Raw genomic sequence first — 14,892 nt, 5'->3', positions numbered from 1 at the left:
GGGCGACCTCAGAAGCCGGACGCCATCTTGCGCCCGCTGTACTCGGCGAGCCCGATGCCGCCCAGAACGAGGACCAGCGCCAGCGCCTGATAGAGCTGGAAGGTCTCGCCGACGATCAGCACCGAAAGCAGCGTGCCGAAGATCGGCACCAGATTGATGAACAAGCCGGCGCGGTTGGCGCCGATCAGTTCGTTGCCCCTGATATAGGTTATCTGCGAGATGACCGAAGCGCCGATCGCCGTGTAGACGATGACCGCCCAGCCGCGGGCGTCGGGCACGATCACCTTGCCGACGGCGGCTTCCCACAGGAAGAAGGGCAGTGAGGTGATGAGCGCGGCGAACGACATGGCCAGCATCAGGCTTTGCCAGCGCATCGCCGGCTTCAGCCGTAACCCGACCGAATAGCTGCTGTAGAGAACGACCGCGACGAGCATGATGGCGTCGCCGAAATTGAGCTCCAGCGTCAGCAGCCGGCGCGGATCGCCATGGCAGGCGGTCAGGATGACGCCCAAGACGGTCAGCACCACGCCGGCGATCTGCGCCCAGTTCACGCGCAGGCGGAAGAAAACGAAATTGGCTGTCATGATCAGGATCGGCATCGCCGCCTGTTCGATCGAGACATTGATCGCCGTGGTGTAGTTGAGGGCGGTGTAGAAGATGGTGTTGAACAGGGTGAAGCCGCTGGCGCCAAGCGCCGCCAGCACGAGCCAGTGCCGGCGCACGACGGGCCAATCCTCCTGGATCGTGCGCCAGCCGATCGGCAGCAGGATCGCCACGGCCAGCATCCAGCGCAGGAAGACCAGCGTCATCGGCGAGACGTGGCCGACCGCCAGCTTGCCGGCCACCGAATTGCCGCCCCACAGCAAGGTGGTGAGCAGCAGGAACATGTAGGCGTTTCGATGCATCGCTGGCTTCCGGCCGCGGGATGGGCCGCGGTGTTTGCCGGCCTATTGCCCCGGTCAGCCCAAGTAAATGATGTCAAAGCCGAAAATTGTTGTGCCTCAGGGCATTTTCGGCGGCAAAGAAAGGTCGCACTCGCGAGGTCTTGACGCTATAGAGGCCTGTCGTTTCGAACCATATTCAAGCCGCGCGGCGGCGTCTCAAGGGAAAAGAAACATGGCCAATGTGGTGGTCGTCGGCTCGCAGTGGGGCGACGAAGGCAAGGGCAAGATCGTCGACTGGCTGTCGGAGCGCGCCGATGTCGTGGTGCGTTTCCAGGGCGGCCACAATGCCGGCCACACGCTGGTCGTCGACGGCAAGGTCTACAAGCTGTCGCTGCTGCCTTCGGGCGTCGTGCGGGAAGGCAAGCTGTCCATCATCGGCAATGGCGTGGTCTTCGATCCGCATGCTTTCGTCGCCGAGGTGCAGAAACTGAAAGGCCAGGGCGTGGACGTGACGCCGGATCGCCTGAAAATAGCCGAAAACACGGCGCTTATCCTGTCCGTACACCGGGAGCTGGACGGGTTTCGCGAGGATGCCGCTTCGAATTCCGGAACAAAGATTGGCACGACCCGACGCGGGATCGGCCCCGCCTACGAGGACAAGGTGGGGCGGCGCGCGGTGCGGGTGATGGATCTGGCGGATTTGGAAACTTTGCCCCTGAAGGTCGACAGGCTGCTGACGCACCACAATGCGCTGCGTCGCGGGCTCGGCCATGACGAAGTCACGCATGATGCGATCATGCAGGAATTGACCTCGGTCGCGAACGACATCCTGCCCTACATGGACCGCGTCTGGAAGGTGCTCGACGACAAGCGCCGCGCCGGCGAGCGCATCCTGTTCGAGGGCGCGCAAGGCACGCTGCTCGACATCGACCACGGCACCTATCCCTTCGTCACCTCGTCCAACACGGTCGCCGGCCAGGCCGCCGCCGGCTCCGGCGTCGGCCCGGGCGCCATCGGCTATGTTCTCGGCATCACAAAGGCCTACACGACGCGTGTCGGCGAAGGTCCGTTCCCGACCGAGCAGAAGAACGAGATCGGCGAATTCCTCGGCACGCGCGGCCATGAATTCGGTGTCGTCACCGGGCGCAAGCGCCGCTGCGGCTGGTTCGACGCTGTGCTGGTGCGCCAGGCGGTTGCCGTCAACGGCATCAAAGGCATCGCGCTGACCAAGCTCGACGTGCTCGACGGGTTGGATGAGATCAAGGTGTGCACCGGCTACAGGCTGGACGGCGAGACGATCGACTATCTGCCGGCAAGCCAGGGCGCCCAGGCTCGCGTGGAACCCATCTACGAGACCTTGGAAGGCTGGAAGGGCACCACCGCCGGCGCACGCAGCTGGAACGACCTTCCGGCCCAGGCCGTCAAATATGTCCGATACATAGAGGAGTTGATCGGCGCGCCGGTCGCGCTCCTCTCCACCAGCCCGGAACGGGACGACACGATACTTGTGACTGATCCGTTTCAAGACTAGTTTCTGAAGCCTTTCCGGGCATCGCGGCTGATTTGCGGGGGCCGGCGCGGAGGCAAAAATACAGGTCGACTGAAGCATGGCAGATTTCGTTGCTGTTCTGAAAAACGCGTTCGAGAAGCACGGCGACGAGACGCCTGAGAAGCGTACGCGCATCTATAACAGCGTGCGCGCCATGCTGGCGAAGAAGCTGGCGGAATATTCGCCGCCGCTGGCTTCCGAGGCCATAGACAAACAGAAACGCGCGCTGGACGACGCCATCGCCGGCGTCGAGCGGGACTATGTCAAGAGCGTACCGGAGACCGATCCGCTTGCGGAACTGGAGCACATCTTTTCCTCCATCGACCGTAACAAGAACCAGTCGAACCACGTCAAGCAGCCGGTCAAGGCCGAACCGGCTCCCGCTCCGTCTCCGTATCGGCCCGCTCCTGCCGCGGCCAGTCCGGAGCCATACAAACCGGCGCAGCCCGTTGCCAATGCCGAGCCCCACCGGCCTGCTCCAGCCGCCAAGGTCGAGCCAGGCTGGCAAAGGCCGGCGCCGGTGCAGCCCGCTCCGGACTTTTCCGAGAAGACCTTGCCGGGGATGGACGCGGATCGGAACGACGACCAGGACGACGTCTTTGCCGATGACGAAGCGCCTGCCGCCACCGACACTTTCGAGCGTTTGCGGCCGGCCGAACGCAAGCGCAGCTATGGCGGGCTGATCGCCGCCGTGGTCGCACTGCTGGTCGTTGCCGGCGGCGGCTACGGCATCTGGCTGAACAAGGATGCCTTCGGCAAGATGCTGGGCCTGGAGAGCAGCAAGGTTGTTGCCAAAACCGAGCCGGTGAAAACGACGCCGGCCAAGCCGGCGACCGATGCCGCGGCCACGCCGCCGGCGCCCGCGACCGGCGCGGAAGGCACGAAGTTCACGCAGCGGCTGACGCCTGAAGGCGGCGAGACCGACCCCGGCCCAGCCGGCGGGCAAAGCGGCGTAGGCGAGGGCGAATCCGTCGCCGCGCTGACGACACCGCCAACGGCAACGAATGCGCCGGCCACGGCAGCGCCGGCGGTTCCCGCGCCGGCTGCCAATACGCCGGCTGCCAATACGCCTGCTGCCGGTACGCCCGCGGCAGGCGCGCCAGCCGCGACCACGCCCGCGGCGGGCACCCCGCCCGCGACACCGCCCACCAACGGAACCGTGCCCGCGGCCCCGGCCGATGCCGCCGCCACGCCGCCGCCCGCACCGGCAGCCGCAACGCCGCCGGCGGCACCGGCTCCGGCCGTGGCGCCAACCTCGGTTCCGGTCGGCCAGAAGGCGATCTTCTATGAGGAGCGCACCAGCACCGCGCAGGGTTCAGCCGAGCCCGGCAGCATCGTTTGGTCGCTGGTGCAGGAATCGCCCGGCGGCGACCTGCCGCCAGAGCCTGCGATCCGTGCCGAGGCGACCATTCCCGGCAAGGACATCCAGTTGCGCATGACCATCCGTCGCAACACCGACCAGACCCTGCCGGCCAGCCATATCATCGAGATGATCTTCCTGACCCCAGACGGGTTCGAGGGCGGCGGCGTCGACAATATATTGCGCGTTGCCATGAAGAGTTCGGAACAGGACGCCGGCAGCCCGCTGATCGGCATCCCGGCCAAGATCGCCGACGGCTTCTTCCTCGTCGCGCTCAACGACACCAAGGCCGACGAAGACGCCAACATGACCCTGTTGCGCGGCCAGGACTGGATCGACGTGCCGGTCGTCTACAAGACCGGACGGCGGGCACTGCTGACCATGGAAAAGGGCATTCCCGGCGAGAAGGTGTTCGACGAGGCGATCAAGGCCTGGCAGGCCAAGACGGCGGGCTGAGACGGCGGGTTGAGACGGGCGGCGTGACGGTCGCCTCCGTTCAGAATCCTTGGAACAGCATGTCGAGCGCGGCAACGATGTCATCGTGATGCTTCGCCAGGTTCAGCCGACTTTCAACCAATTCGCTTGCGGGAACGGTGGCGATCAGGTGTGTCGCCATGACCAGCTTCCGTCCATTGATCTCGAAGATCGGATGAAGCTTTCGCATTGGCGGCGGCACCGTTGCGACCGGCAGAAGCGGAACGACAACCCGCGTCTTGAAATTGTCGAGCAGGTCGGATTGGACGTCGAGCAAATAGTTGTCTTCAACGCGACCGGCGAAGACATCATAGCGGGGCATCAGAACTGCCGATACTCTTCCAATGGGATGCCGTTCTTGTCGATGTAGTCGTTCCACGCATCCATCGTGGTACGGTTCTCAAGCTTCCACAGCCGCCCCTTTTCAGCTGCCACCGCCTCCGCGATGCCGGCTTCCGCAGCGCGCGAGACATTCACGTTAAGCCCCTTGGCTTCCCGCATGAGGTTCGAGTCGATCGACAGATTTGCTGGCTGACGGATCGCATTCAAGGCAATCTTACGCATAATGGCCTCCGCAACATGCGCATAATGTATGCGCATTCCGATGTGGAGGCAATGCTCAGGCGCAGCAAGGAGCGCCCCACTATGGCTCCGGGCGCTCGTCGCTTCAGTCGACAAATCGTTGTCAATCGATCGGCCTACGGCCGACCGCTCTTCACCCTTCCATCTCCTCGCGCAGCATCTCCAGTTCCAGCCATTCTTCCTCGAGCGCGGCCAGCGTCGCACGCTCCTTGTCGAGGGCGGCGATCGTCTTCTGGAACGAGGCCGGGTCGCGTTCGTAATAGGCCGGGTCGGCGATGTTGTTCTCCAGCCGCGAGATCGACGCGGTCACTGCCTCGATCTTCTTGGGTAGGGACTCCAGCGCGAACTTCTGCTTGAACGACAATTTCTTCGCCGGCCCTTTTGGCGCCGCCGGATCGCTCTTGCCCGGTGCCGGCGCATCGCCGGCTTCCGCCTTGGCGCGCGCCTTGCGGTCGTCAAGCTTGGTGCCGCCGCGCTGCGCCAGCATGTCGGAATAGCCGCCGGCATATTCGACCCAGCGGCCGCCGCCGTCCGGCGCGATGATGCTGGTGACTGTGCGGTCGAGGAAATCGCGGTCGTGGCTGACCAGGATGACGGTGCCGGCAAAACCGGCGACCAGTTCCTGCAGCAGTTCCAGCGTCTCCATGTCGAGATCATTGGTCGGCTCATCGAGAACCAGGAGGTTTGCTGGCCGTGCCAGCACGCGCGCCAGGATCAGCCGCGCCCGTTCGCCGCCGGACAGCTCGCGCACCGGCGTGCGGGCCTGTTCCGGCTTGAACAGGAAATCCTTCATATAGGACACGACATGGCGCTGCTCGCCATTGATGACGAGGTTCTCGCCGCGCCCGTCGGTCAGATATTGCGCCAGCGTCTCTTGCGGGTCGACCGCCTCGCGCTTCTGGTCGAGCGTGGCGATCTCCAGATTGGTGCCAAGCCGTATCGAACCCGCGTCCGGCGCCAATTCGCCGGTCAGCATCTTCAGAAGTGTCGTCTTGCCGGCGCCGTTCGGCCCGACAAGGCCGACGCGGTCGCCGCGCTGGATGCGGGTCGAGAACCCCTTGACGACGGTGAGGTCGCCAAAGCTCTTCTCGATGTTCTTGGCCTCGATCACCAGCTTGCCGGATTCGGCGGCGTCGCTTGCCACCATTATCGCGGTGCCTTCGGCGCCGCGATGGCCGCGAAAACGCTGGCGCATGGTCTGCAACTCGCCTAGGCGCCGCATGTTGCGCTTGCGCCGCGCCGTCACCCCGTAGCGCAGCCAGTGCTCCTCGCGCACGATCTGGCGGCCGAGCTTGTGCTGTTCGCGCTCTTCCTCTTCCAGCACCAGGTCGCGCCATTCCTCGAAATGGCCAAAGCCCTTGTCCAGCCTGCGCGTCTGGCCGCGATCGAGCCAGACTGTGGCGCGCGACACGCGCTCGAGGAAGCGGCGGTCATGCGAGATGACGATGAGCGCCGAGGAGGTCCGGACGAGCTCTTCTTCCAGCCATTCGATGACAGATAAATCAAGATGGTTAGTCGGCTCATCAAGAAGCAGGATGTCGGGCTCCGGCGCCATGACGCGGGCAAGCGCGGCGCGCCTGGCCTCTCCGCCGGACAGGTCGCCAGGCCGTTCTTCGCCCGACAGGCCGAGATGCTCCATCAGATAGCTGGCGCGGTAGGGATCGTCGGCGGGCCCGAGCCCGGCCTCCACATAGGCGCGCACGGTTGCAAAGCCGTCCATGTCGGGCATTTGCGGCAGATAACGCACCGTCGCCGAAGGCTGGCGGAACACCTCGCCGTCCTGTGGTTCGATCAGGCCGGCGGCGATCTTGAGCAGCGTCGACTTGCCGGACCCGTTGCGGCCGACCAGCGCGATCTTGTCGCCGGCCGAAGCGGTCAAGGCGGCGCCGTCGAGCAGCGGCGCGCCGCCGAAGGTCAGTCTTATCCCGTCGAGATTGAGAAGAGGCGGGGCCATGTCAGCTTTCGGGCAATGGATAGGGATGGGCGAGCAGCAGCGCGCGGCCATGGCCGAGCGCGATGTCGAGGCGGCCCCCGGTCTTGCCGAACTTGACCTCGTTGGAAATGGTCAGCGACGAACCGAACGCCACCTCGACCTTGTCGAGCGGCCATTTGGCGCCGGTGACGGTCAGGCCGGAGAGTTCGGAGAAGCCGAGAATCGAGAACAGCGTGCCGTCGGCATAATCGAAGCCGGCCCTGCCGGGCAGCAAGGGAACACCTTCCTGGGCGCCGCTGGTCAGAAACACATCCATTCCGGCTTCGGCCAGCCGCAGGCCAAGCGCCAGATGCAGGAAGGCGTGGTCGGCGCGCTTGCCGCCGAAGGCGCCCGCCAGCACAAGGCGGGTCGCCCCGCGCTCCAGTGCGGCCGCGATCGCCAGTTCTCCGTCGGTCTTGTCCTTTTCCGCCGGGAAGGTTTGCCGCGGCACGGCGGCGAGGTCGGCGGGCAGATCAGCCGGGACCGAGTCGAAATCACCCACCCACAGTTCCGGCACGAGGCCCAGCATCCGCGCATGGCCGATGCCGGCGTCGGCGGCGATGACGCGCGAGCCTTCGACCTGGCGGTCGAGCCGAGGCGTGCGGATGAGGTCGCCGCCAAGCAGGATGGTGAATGTGCTCATATCCCGTCGCCTTACCAGCCCGGCACGGGAAACGGAAGGCGGCAAAGTCCCACTTGCGCGGGTCATCGGCCCGGCCTATGTGTCGAAACGCTCTAACGGGGTGCCGGACGCGAATTTCGCGGGCCGGCTGAGAGGCAGTGTCGCCAACCCGCTGAACCTGATCCGGTTTGTACCGGCGGAGGGATTAGACGTTTCGGACACTCCGACGCCTCAATTCCTTTCAACGCAAACGAAGGAGGCGCCGATGCGCACGCTTTTATATTTTCTGATCGCCGCCACGGCAGTGACCCTGTCCGGGCCGGCCTTGGCCAAGGATAAGCTCACCGTCTACACCTATGAGAGCTTCACCGCCGACTGGGGTCCAGGTCCCGTGGTGAAGAAGGAATTCGAGGCAGAATGCGGCTGCGATCTCGAGTTCGTCTCGGTCGCCGATGGCGTGGCGCTGCTCAACCGCGTCAAGCTGGAAGGCGCTTCGACCAAAGCCGACATCGTGCTCGGTCTCGACACCAATCTCACCGCCGATGCCAAGGCCTCGGGCCTGTTCGCGCCACATGGCGCAATAACGGACGTCAACGTGCCGGGTGGCTGGAGCGACGATACTTTTGTTCCCTTCGACTATGGCTACTTCGCCGTCGTCTACGATACCCAGAAGCTGAAATCGCCGCCGAAAAGCCTGAAGGATTTGGTCGAGGGTAGCGCCGACGACAAGATCGTCATCCAGGACCCGCGCACATCGACGCCCGGTCTTGGCCTGCTGTTGTGGGTGAAGTCGGTCTATGGCGACAAGGCGCCGGAGGCCTGGGCCAAGCTCAAGACCAAGGTGCTGACCGTGACGCCGGGCTGGAGCGAGGCCTATGGCCTGTTCACCAAGGGCGAGGCGCCGATGGTGCTGTCCTACACCACCTCGCCGGCCTACCACATGGTCGCCGAGAACACCGAGCGCTATCAGGCGGCGTCGTTCGAGGAAGGTGAATATCTGCAGATCGAGGTCGCGGGCATCACCACGGCCGGCGCCAAGAATCCGCTGGCGGAAAAGTTCATGGCCTTCATGACCGGGCCGAAATTCCAGGACGCCATCCCCGAGACCAACTGGATGTTCCCGGCCGGCAAGACCGACAAGCCGCTCAACCCCGCCTTCGACAAACTGGTCAAGCCGACCAAAACCTTGCTGTTCAGCCCGGAGGAGGTGGCGGCCAACCGCAAAGCCTGGGTCGATGAATGGCTGGCGGTGATGAGCAAGTAGGTTTTGTGGGCTAATCTCGTGAGATGAACGCTCTACGGCGACGCTCCACAAGCTTCACCCAATCGTTGACGGTGCGGCGTGCAAACCCGCTCTGATCCCCGCATCACAGCCGGCGTGATAGGGCTCGCCGCCATCGCCATTTTGATCGGCGGCGCGTTTGCGGGGCTGCTTGTCGAAGGCGCTCGCGATTTTTCCGGCGCTTGGGCTGCGTTCGATCCCTACCTGTTCCGGGTCGTGCGCTTCACGCTCTGGCAGGCGGCCCTGTCGACGCTGCTCTCGGTCGGGCCGGCCCTGTTCGTGGCGCGGGCGCTGTCGCGGCATCCACGGTTTTTCGGCCGTGCCTTCATCCTGCAGCTCTTCGCCGTGCCGCTGGCGCTGCCGGCGATCGTCGCGTCGCTCGGCATCCTGGCGCTCTATGGCCGCGCCGGCTATTTCTCCGGCTTTCTCAGCGCCGTCGGCGGCCAGGGTTGGCCGGGCATCTATGGCCTGTCCGGCATTCTCGTCGCCCATGTCTTCTTCAACCTGCCGCTGGCCACCCGCCTGTTCCTCGAGGCGCTGCAGACCATTCCCTCCGACCAGTGGCGGCTGGCGAGCCAGCTCGGCATGGGGGCGCCGCCGGCATTCCGGCTGATCGAGTGGCCGATGCTGCGTGCCGCGCTGCCCGGTGTCGCCGGACTTGTCTTCATGCTGTGCATCACATCCTTCACCATCGTGCTGACGCTCGGCGGCGGGCCGGCCGCGACGACGCTCGAAGTCGGCATCTATCAGGCATTGCGCTTCGATTTCGATCCCGCGAGGGCTGTCGCGCTGACAATGCTGCAGATCGCCTTGACCTTCATCGTGGTGCTGGCGTTGACCCGACTCGGAGCCGACGTCGTCGGCGACATCAACCTGCCGGTCGCGCCGCGCCGCTACCTCTCCGTCAACAGGACCGAAGCCTGGCTGAACGCGACGCTCATCGTGTTGGCCTTGCTGTTCGTTGCGGGGCCGATGGCGACAACCGTGGCGGCCGGCCTTGGCGCCGACCTCGGCCGGCTTGCAGGCGAGGCCACTGTCCGTCAGGCGACGCTGACCAGTGCCGTGCTCGCTTTCCTTTCGGCCTTGCTTTCGGTGATGCTTTCGCTGGCATTGACCATGGCGCGCAGGGCGCTGGCGTCGAACCGCCGCTTCGGGGCAAGGACACTGCTCGAACATGCCACCGATACGGGCGCCGGGTTTGTCCTGGTCGTGCCGCCGATCGTCGTCGGCGCCGGCTGGTTCCTGTTGCTGCGCCATGTCGGCGATGTCTTTGCCATCGCGCCGCTCATGGTCGTCACCGTCAACGCTGTCATGGCGATGCCTTTTGCGCTGCGCGCCATCCGTCCCGCCTATGACGCGGCAAGCGAGCGTCACGAGCGGCTTTGCGCGCAGCTCGGAATTTCCGGCTGGTCAAGACTGTGGCTGGTCGACTGGCCGACGTTGCGGCGCCCGCTCGCCACCGCTTTTGCCTTCGCCATGGCACTGTCGCTCGGCGATCTCGGCGTCATCGCCCTGTTCGGCAGTGATTCCGTGCAGACCTTGCCCTACCTTCTCCTGGCGCGCATGGGCAGCTACCGAACCGAGGACGCCGCCGGCTTGGCGCTGCTGCTCGGCCTTGTCTGCCTGGCACTGGTGCTGGCAGCGGACCGGCTGGGAAAGGAGACGGCCCGCAATGTCTGACGGGGCGGCTGGCGGCAAAGGGGTTTCGGTGCGGCTGGACAAGGTTTCGTTCAGCTATGGCGAGGCGTCGTTCGCCTTCGATGCCGAGTTCACGGCGGGGCAAATCACCGCCATCATGGGACCGAGCGGCTCCGGAAAGTCGACGCTGCTCAATCTGGTGGCCGGGTTCGAGCCGCCGCGATCCGGCCGCGTGCTGATCGGCGGGGCCGATGTCAGCACCGCGCCACCGGCGGCGCGGCCAGTGTCGATGGTTTTTCAGGAAAACAACCTTTTCGCGCATCTTTCCGTCGAGCAGAATGTCGGGCTCGGCCGTTCGCCATCGTTGCGGCTGGCCGAAGCCGATCGCGCTGCGATCGCCGATGCGCTTGCGCGCACCGGCCTTGCCGGCAAGGAGAAGCGGCTGCCGCGCGAACTTTCCGGCGGTGAGCGCCAGCGCGTCGCCCTGGCTCGCGTGCTGGTGCGTGACCGCCCGGTGCTGCTGCTCGACGAGCCCTTCGCTTCGCTTGGGCCCGCCTTGCGAGACGATATGCTCGACCTGGTTGCCGGCCTGCATGCCGAGCGTGGCATGACGGTGCTGTTCGTCACGCATCAGCCGCAAGATGCCCGCCGCATCGGTCAGAGGCTGGTGTTTCTCGAGAACGGCGCCGTCGCCGCTATCGGCACGGCGGATGATTTCTTTGCCGGGGCTGGTCCGGAGGCATTCCGGCGCTATATCGGAGCCGGTGCCGGGGATTCCTTATCACGAGATATTGCCCGGAAGCGGACATAATTTACGCTCAAACCGGCTCGATGCGATGTGGCGCTTGCTTGCCATGACTGGAGTAGTGTGGCTAGGTCCGCTCGATACCGGTCCGGCACAGGCCGTGATTTGCCTACAGCTTCCGTCGCATGCTCCGAGGGGCGCGTGACGGATACTGTAGCAGTTTGTTTTGCGCATGTGGTCATGCGCAGGGACCTGAAAGGAAGCCGTTCTGGCGATCGGCGTTGACAGGCTACGAATGAACCCGCTGGCGCGCTTTCTGGCGCTGGCCGGCTTTGCCGTGGCGCTGGCAAGCTGCCAGATGTTCACGCCTCCGGAAGTCCAGGAATCAGGCTTCCAGCCATCCGACAAGCCGATCACGGTCGACAATGTCGCCGCCAACAACAAGCTCGCGGAGCTCGCCAAGGCGCAGCATCCGCGCATCCTGGCGACCTATGGCGGCGAATATTCCGATCCCAAGCTCGAACGCATGGTCGCCAAGGTGGTCGGCAATCTGACCGTGGTGTCGGCGAACCCAACCCAGACCTATCGCATCACCATCCTCAATTCGCCCAACGTCAACGCCTTCGCGCTGCCGGGCGGCTATCTCTACATAACGCGCGGCCTCTTGGCGCTGGCCAATGATTCGTCCGAGCTCGCCGCCGTCATCGCGCATGAGATGGGCCACGTCACCGCCAATCATGGGCTGCAGCGCCAGCAGTTGGAGGCCGAGGAAGGTCTGGCGACCAAGGTCGTCTCCGATGTGCTTGGCGACAGCCCGACCGCCAAGGCTGCACTTATCCGCGGCAAGCTCAGGCTGGCGCAGTTCTCGCGCAACCAGGAGCTTGAGGCTGACGCCATCGGTATCAAGTCGATCGGCGAAGCCGGCTACGATCCCTATGCCGCCGGCCGCTTCCTGCAATCGATGTCGGCCTATACCGATTTCCGCTCGATCAGCGGCGCCACCGACGCCAGCCTCGACTTCCTGGCGACGCACCCGAACACGCCGCAACGCATCGATTTGGCACAGCGGCACGCCCGCCAGTTCGGTGCGCCAGGCTTCGGTACACGCGACCGCGATTCCTTCCTCGCCGGCATAGACGGCCTGCTTTACGGCGACACGCCGGAAGAAGGCTATGTGCGCGGCGAAACCTTCCTGCATCCAGGCTTGGGCGTGTCGTTCACGGTGCCGGACGGTTTCATCATCGACAATTCGGCGGCGGCCGTGACGGCGACCGGTCCCGGCGACATAGCGATCCGCTTCGACGGCGTTTCGATCGACAAGAACCGCGCCCTGACCGACTATATCAGAAGCGGCTGGGTGGCCGGGCTCGACGACAGCACCGTCAAGCAGGAAACCATCAACGGCAATGAGGCGGCGACCGCCCATGCAGGCGCCGAAGGCTGGCAGTTCGATATCGCTGTGATCCGCGCCGGCGGCCAGGTTTACCGATTGCTGACCGCGGCCCCCTCGGCCAGCACCTCGCTTGAAACGGTGGCGCGCTCGGTCAGCGGTTCCTTCCGTATCCTCAGCCCCGCCGAGAAGGCGGCACTGAAGCCACTGCATATTCGTGTGCTCACCGTGCAGCCGGGACAGACCATGGGATCGCTTGCCGCGCAGATGGTTGGCGTCGACCGCAAGCTCGACCTGTTCCGCGTGCTCAATGCGCTGTCGCCGGGGGCCGCGGTTTCGGCCGGCGACAAGGTCAAGATCGTCACCGACAAATAAAAGCCCGAGCGGGAGATCAGGCGGCGGTCGCCATGAATTCCGGATTCTGCTTCACCAGCGCGACCTTGAGCTTTTCCATGGCGCGCGCCTCGATCTGGCGGACACGTTCCTTGGAGATGCCGAGCGTCTCGCCGAGCGCCTCGAGCGTGGCCCCCTCGTCATTCAGCCGGCGTTCCTCGATGATCCTGAGTTCACGCGCGTTGAGTGCGTGAAGCGCTTCCTTCAGCCAGAGCGAGCGGCGCGCGACATCGATCTTGTCGCCGACAATTTCGTCCGGCAAGGGATCGTCCGAGACCAGGAAATCCATCCGCTCGGTGCCGCCCGCATCGTCGGCCAGCGGCACGTTCAGCGAAGAATCCGGAGCCGACAGCCGTGAATCCATCATCGCCACATCAGCCTCGGATACACCAAGCGCAACCGAAACCTCGCGGTAGAGATTTGTGTTGGAGAGCGGCTCGGCGCCGTTCGCGAGACGCGCACGCAAGCGTCTGAGATTGAAGAACAGGGCCTTTTGCGCCGAACTGGTGCCACCACGCACGATCGACCAGTTGCGCAGGATGTAGTCCTGCATCGAGGCGCGGATCCACCACGTCGCGTAGGTCGAGAAACGCACCTCGCGCTCCGGTTCGAAACGGGCGGCGGCCTCGAGCAGTCCGACATGGCCCTCTTGAACCAGATCGCCGAGCGGCAGTCCGTAATGGCGGAATTTCGAGGCCATGGAAATAACCAGCCGCATGTGGGCGACGGTGATGCTGTGCAGCGCGTTCTGGTCGTTGTCTTCCTTCCAGAGCAATGCCAGCCGATGCTCCTCCTCGCGCTCGAGATAGGGCGCCTTCATTGCCGCGCGGACCATGATCCGTCCTGCCGTGTCTTCCATCATAAGGCGCTCCGTGGCTCGGCGAGGCAAATGGCAGACACCGGCTTGAAATGACGGCGGCGTGCCCTACAACAGCCAAAACTGTCATGCGCGAGAAAGGTTCCGCCGGTGCGGGCAGGGCGAGCGCTAGCGTCCGCGCAGCTGTCTGCAACTTCCGAGCCTGCGAATGAATTCCTTCCGGAGAATTTGATTTCTGGAAGACGCTCTCTTTGAAATTTCATTCCTTATTTTTTCGACCTGCATCTGTCATTTTCCAGCCCTCACAACATGCCGGGTTACCGGCCAAGGACGGGATCACAGAAAAATGAAATGGCTCAAGTCACTCATCATCGCCGGAACGTTGCAGGCCCTGGCCGTCGCATCGGGCCACGCCGGCGCCAATCTCGACCAGATCAAGCAGGCCGGAATCATCAAGGTCGGTACGGAGGGCACCTACGCTCCCTTCACCTACCATGACGCTTCCGGCGCGCTGGTTGGCTTCGATGTCGAGATCGCCAAGGCGATCGCCGATAAGCTCGGCGTCAAGGCTGAGTTCCTCGAAGGCAAGTGGGACGGGCTGATCGCCGGCCTCGACGTCAACCGTTATGATGCCGTCATCAACGAAGTCGGCATCACCGACGCCCGCAAGGCCAAGTACGACTTTTCCGATCCCTATATCGCGTCCAAGGCAGTGCTGATCGTGCGCGGCGACAACACTGACATCAAAACCTTCGCCGACCTCAAGGGCAAGAAGTCGGCGCAGTCGCTGACATCCAATTTCGGCAAGCTGGCCGAGTCCAATGGCGCCGAACTGGTCGGCACCGACGGCTTCGACCAGTCGATCCAGCTGCTTTTGACCGGCCGTGCGGACGCTACCATCAATGACAGCCTGTCGTTCCTAGACTTCAAGAAGCACAAGCCCGACGCCAATGTGAAGATCGCCGCCCAGGAAGAGAATGCCGATTACTCCGGCGTCATCGTGCGCAAGGGCGATCCGGAGCTGGTCGCGGCCATCAACAAGGCGCTGGCCGACATCAAGGCGGACGGCACCTACCAGAAGATCGCCAACACCTATTTCGGCCAGGACGTCTCGAAGTAATTCACCAAGCGGGGCCGGCTGTCGCCCTGTGACGTATCCAGCGGCGAGTCGTCTTTGACGGCTC

The 14,892-nt window shown here is 64.4% G+C and carries 13 protein-coding genes and 1 riboswitch; of the genes, 7 read left to right on the top strand and 6 right to left on the bottom strand.

From position 1 onward, the window contains the following. Nucleotides 1–8: 8 nt before the first annotated feature. Nucleotides 9–905: a DMT family transporter gene (locus LB516_RS20010; RefSeq protein WP_224591618.1), complete on the bottom strand. Its 897-nt coding sequence runs from the start codon at nucleotides 903–905 to the stop codon at nucleotides 9–11. Between the two features lie 211 nt (nucleotides 906–1,116). Between LB516_RS20010 and LB516_RS20005 the strand changes: the two genes are divergently transcribed. Together LB516_RS20005 and LB516_RS20000 are read left to right on the top strand one after the other, a co-directional pair. Continuing rightward, a complete protein-coding gene (locus LB516_RS20005) occupies nucleotides 1,117–2,415 on the top strand; it encodes an adenylosuccinate synthase (protein WP_015315287.1) in 1,299 nt (432 codons plus the stop codon). A 76-nt stretch (nucleotides 2,416–2,491) separates the two neighbouring features. Further along, nucleotides 2,492–4,249 carry a hypothetical protein gene (locus LB516_RS20000; protein ID WP_224720237.1) on the top strand — a complete coding sequence of 586 codons (1,758 nt, stop codon included), beginning with the start codon at nucleotides 2,492–2,494 and terminating at the stop codon, nucleotides 4,247–4,249. Between the two features lie 40 nt (nucleotides 4,250–4,289). Here LB516_RS20000 and LB516_RS19995 read toward each other — a convergent pair whose 3' ends face one another. The 4 genes from LB516_RS19995 to LB516_RS19980 all read right to left on the bottom strand — a co-directional run bounded on the left by LB516_RS19995 (nucleotide 4,290) and on the right by LB516_RS19980 (nucleotide 7,464). Next, complete coding sequence (locus LB516_RS19995; RefSeq protein WP_015315289.1) at nucleotides 4,290–4,589, bottom strand: CcdB family protein; 300 nt, start codon at nucleotides 4,587–4,589, stop codon at nucleotides 4,290–4,292. Further along, nucleotides 4,589–4,831 carry a type II toxin-antitoxin system CcdA family antitoxin gene (locus LB516_RS19990; RefSeq protein ID WP_140822558.1) on the bottom strand — a complete coding sequence of 81 codons (243 nt, stop codon included), beginning with the start codon at nucleotides 4,829–4,831 and terminating at the stop codon, nucleotides 4,589–4,591. Before LB516_RS19990 ends, LB516_RS19995 begins: the two co-directional genes overlap by 1 nt. Nucleotides 4,832–4,982: 151 nt before the next feature. Continuing rightward, the gene (locus LB516_RS19985) at nucleotides 4,983–6,803 is read right to left on the bottom strand and encodes an ABC-F family ATP-binding cassette domain-containing protein (protein ID WP_141906743.1); all 1,821 of its coding nucleotides are present in this window, start codon (nucleotides 6,801–6,803) and stop codon (nucleotides 4,983–4,985) included. Nucleotide 6,804: 1 nt separating this feature from the next. Further along, entirely contained in the window at nucleotides 6,805–7,464 is a 660-nt protein-coding gene (locus tag LB516_RS19980; RefSeq protein ID WP_140662666.1) for a thiamine diphosphokinase, read from the bottom strand. A gap of 86 nt (nucleotides 7,465–7,550) precedes the next feature. Beyond that, a riboswitch (TPP riboswitch) is annotated at nucleotides 7,551–7,665 on the top strand. Between the two features lie 43 nt (nucleotides 7,666–7,708). Between LB516_RS19980 and thiB the strand changes: the two genes are divergently transcribed. The 4 genes from thiB to LB516_RS19960 all read left to right on the top strand — a co-directional run bounded on the left by thiB (nucleotide 7,709) and on the right by LB516_RS19960 (nucleotide 12,873). Beyond that, nucleotides 7,709–8,707 carry a thiamine ABC transporter substrate binding subunit gene (gene thiB, locus LB516_RS19975; protein WP_141906742.1) on the top strand — a complete coding sequence of 333 codons (999 nt, stop codon included), beginning with the start codon at nucleotides 7,709–7,711 and terminating at the stop codon, nucleotides 8,705–8,707. Nucleotides 8,708–8,785: 78 nt separating this feature from the next. Then, entirely contained in the window at nucleotides 8,786–10,405 is a 1,620-nt protein-coding gene (gene thiP / locus LB516_RS19970) for a thiamine/thiamine pyrophosphate ABC transporter permease (protein WP_224720236.1), read from the top strand. Further along, complete coding sequence (thiQ, locus tag LB516_RS19965; protein WP_140720024.1) at nucleotides 10,398–11,174, top strand: thiamine ABC transporter ATP-binding protein; 777 nt, start codon at nucleotides 10,398–10,400, stop codon at nucleotides 11,172–11,174. The genes thiP and thiQ overlap by 8 nt, the downstream gene beginning before the upstream one ends. Nucleotides 11,175–11,403: 229 nt before the next feature. Beyond that, the gene (locus tag LB516_RS19960) at nucleotides 11,404–12,873 is read left to right on the top strand and encodes a M48 family metalloprotease (protein WP_023784820.1); all 1,470 of its coding nucleotides are present in this window, start codon (nucleotides 11,404–11,406) and stop codon (nucleotides 12,871–12,873) included. A 16-nt stretch (nucleotides 12,874–12,889) separates the two neighbouring features. Here the strand turns inward: LB516_RS19960 and LB516_RS19955 are convergent, their stop codons facing one another. After that, nucleotides 12,890–13,753 carry an RNA polymerase factor sigma-32 gene (locus tag LB516_RS19955; protein WP_015315297.1) on the bottom strand — a complete coding sequence of 288 codons (864 nt, stop codon included), beginning with the start codon at nucleotides 13,751–13,753 and terminating at the stop codon, nucleotides 12,890–12,892. A gap of 301 nt (nucleotides 13,754–14,054) precedes the next feature. Between LB516_RS19955 and LB516_RS19950 the strand changes: the two genes are divergently transcribed. Then, on the top strand, nucleotides 14,055–14,828 hold the full coding sequence (locus tag LB516_RS19950) for an amino acid ABC transporter substrate-binding protein (RefSeq protein WP_140616657.1): 774 nt from the start codon (nucleotides 14,055–14,057) through the stop codon (nucleotides 14,826–14,828). Nucleotides 14,829–14,892: the final 64 nt, after the last annotated feature.

It is taken from the genome of Mesorhizobium sp. CO1-1-7, from assembly GCF_020164885.1.
Lineage (GTDB): Bacteria > Pseudomonadota > Alphaproteobacteria > Rhizobiales > Rhizobiaceae > Mesorhizobium > Mesorhizobium australicum.
Note: the sequence above shows the minus strand (reverse complement) of the source record. Positions and strands in the feature narration are given on the sequence as shown.

Bases quoted from the DNA above. Each gene is read 5' to 3' on its own strand.
- LB516_RS20010 (WP_224591618.1), bottom strand. From the start codon at position 905: ATGCATCGAAACGCCTACATGTTCCTGCTGCTCACCACCTTGCTGTGG.
- LB516_RS20005 (WP_015315287.1), top strand. From the start codon at position 1,117: ATGGCCAATGTGGTGGTCGTCGGCTCGCAGTGGGGCGACGAAGGCAAG.
- LB516_RS20000 (WP_224720237.1), top strand. From the start codon at position 2,492: ATGGCAGATTTCGTTGCTGTTCTGAAAAACGCGTTCGAGAAGCACGGC.
- LB516_RS19995 (WP_015315289.1), bottom strand. From the start codon at position 4,589: ATGCCCCGCTATGATGTCTTCGCCGGTCGCGTTGAAGACAACTATTTG.
- LB516_RS19990 (WP_140822558.1), bottom strand. From the start codon at position 4,831: ATGCGTAAGATTGCCTTGAATGCGATCCGTCAGCCAGCAAATCTGTCG.
- LB516_RS19985 (WP_141906743.1), bottom strand. From the start codon at position 6,803: ATGGCCCCGCCTCTTCTCAATCTCGACGGGATAAGACTGACCTTCGGC.
- LB516_RS19980 (WP_140662666.1), bottom strand. From the start codon at position 7,464: ATGAGCACATTCACCATCCTGCTTGGCGGCGACCTCATCCGCACGCCT.
- thiB (WP_141906742.1), top strand. From the start codon at position 7,709: ATGCGCACGCTTTTATATTTTCTGATCGCCGCCACGGCAGTGACCCTG.
- thiQ (WP_140720024.1), top strand. From the start codon at position 10,398: ATGTCTGACGGGGCGGCTGGCGGCAAAGGGGTTTCGGTGCGGCTGGAC.
- LB516_RS19960 (WP_023784820.1), top strand. From the start codon at position 11,404: ATGAACCCGCTGGCGCGCTTTCTGGCGCTGGCCGGCTTTGCCGTGGCG.
- LB516_RS19955 (WP_015315297.1), bottom strand. From the start codon at position 13,753: ATGATGGAAGACACGGCAGGACGGATCATGGTCCGCGCGGCAATGAAG.
- LB516_RS19950 (WP_140616657.1), top strand. From the start codon at position 14,055: ATGAAATGGCTCAAGTCACTCATCATCGCCGGAACGTTGCAGGCCCTG.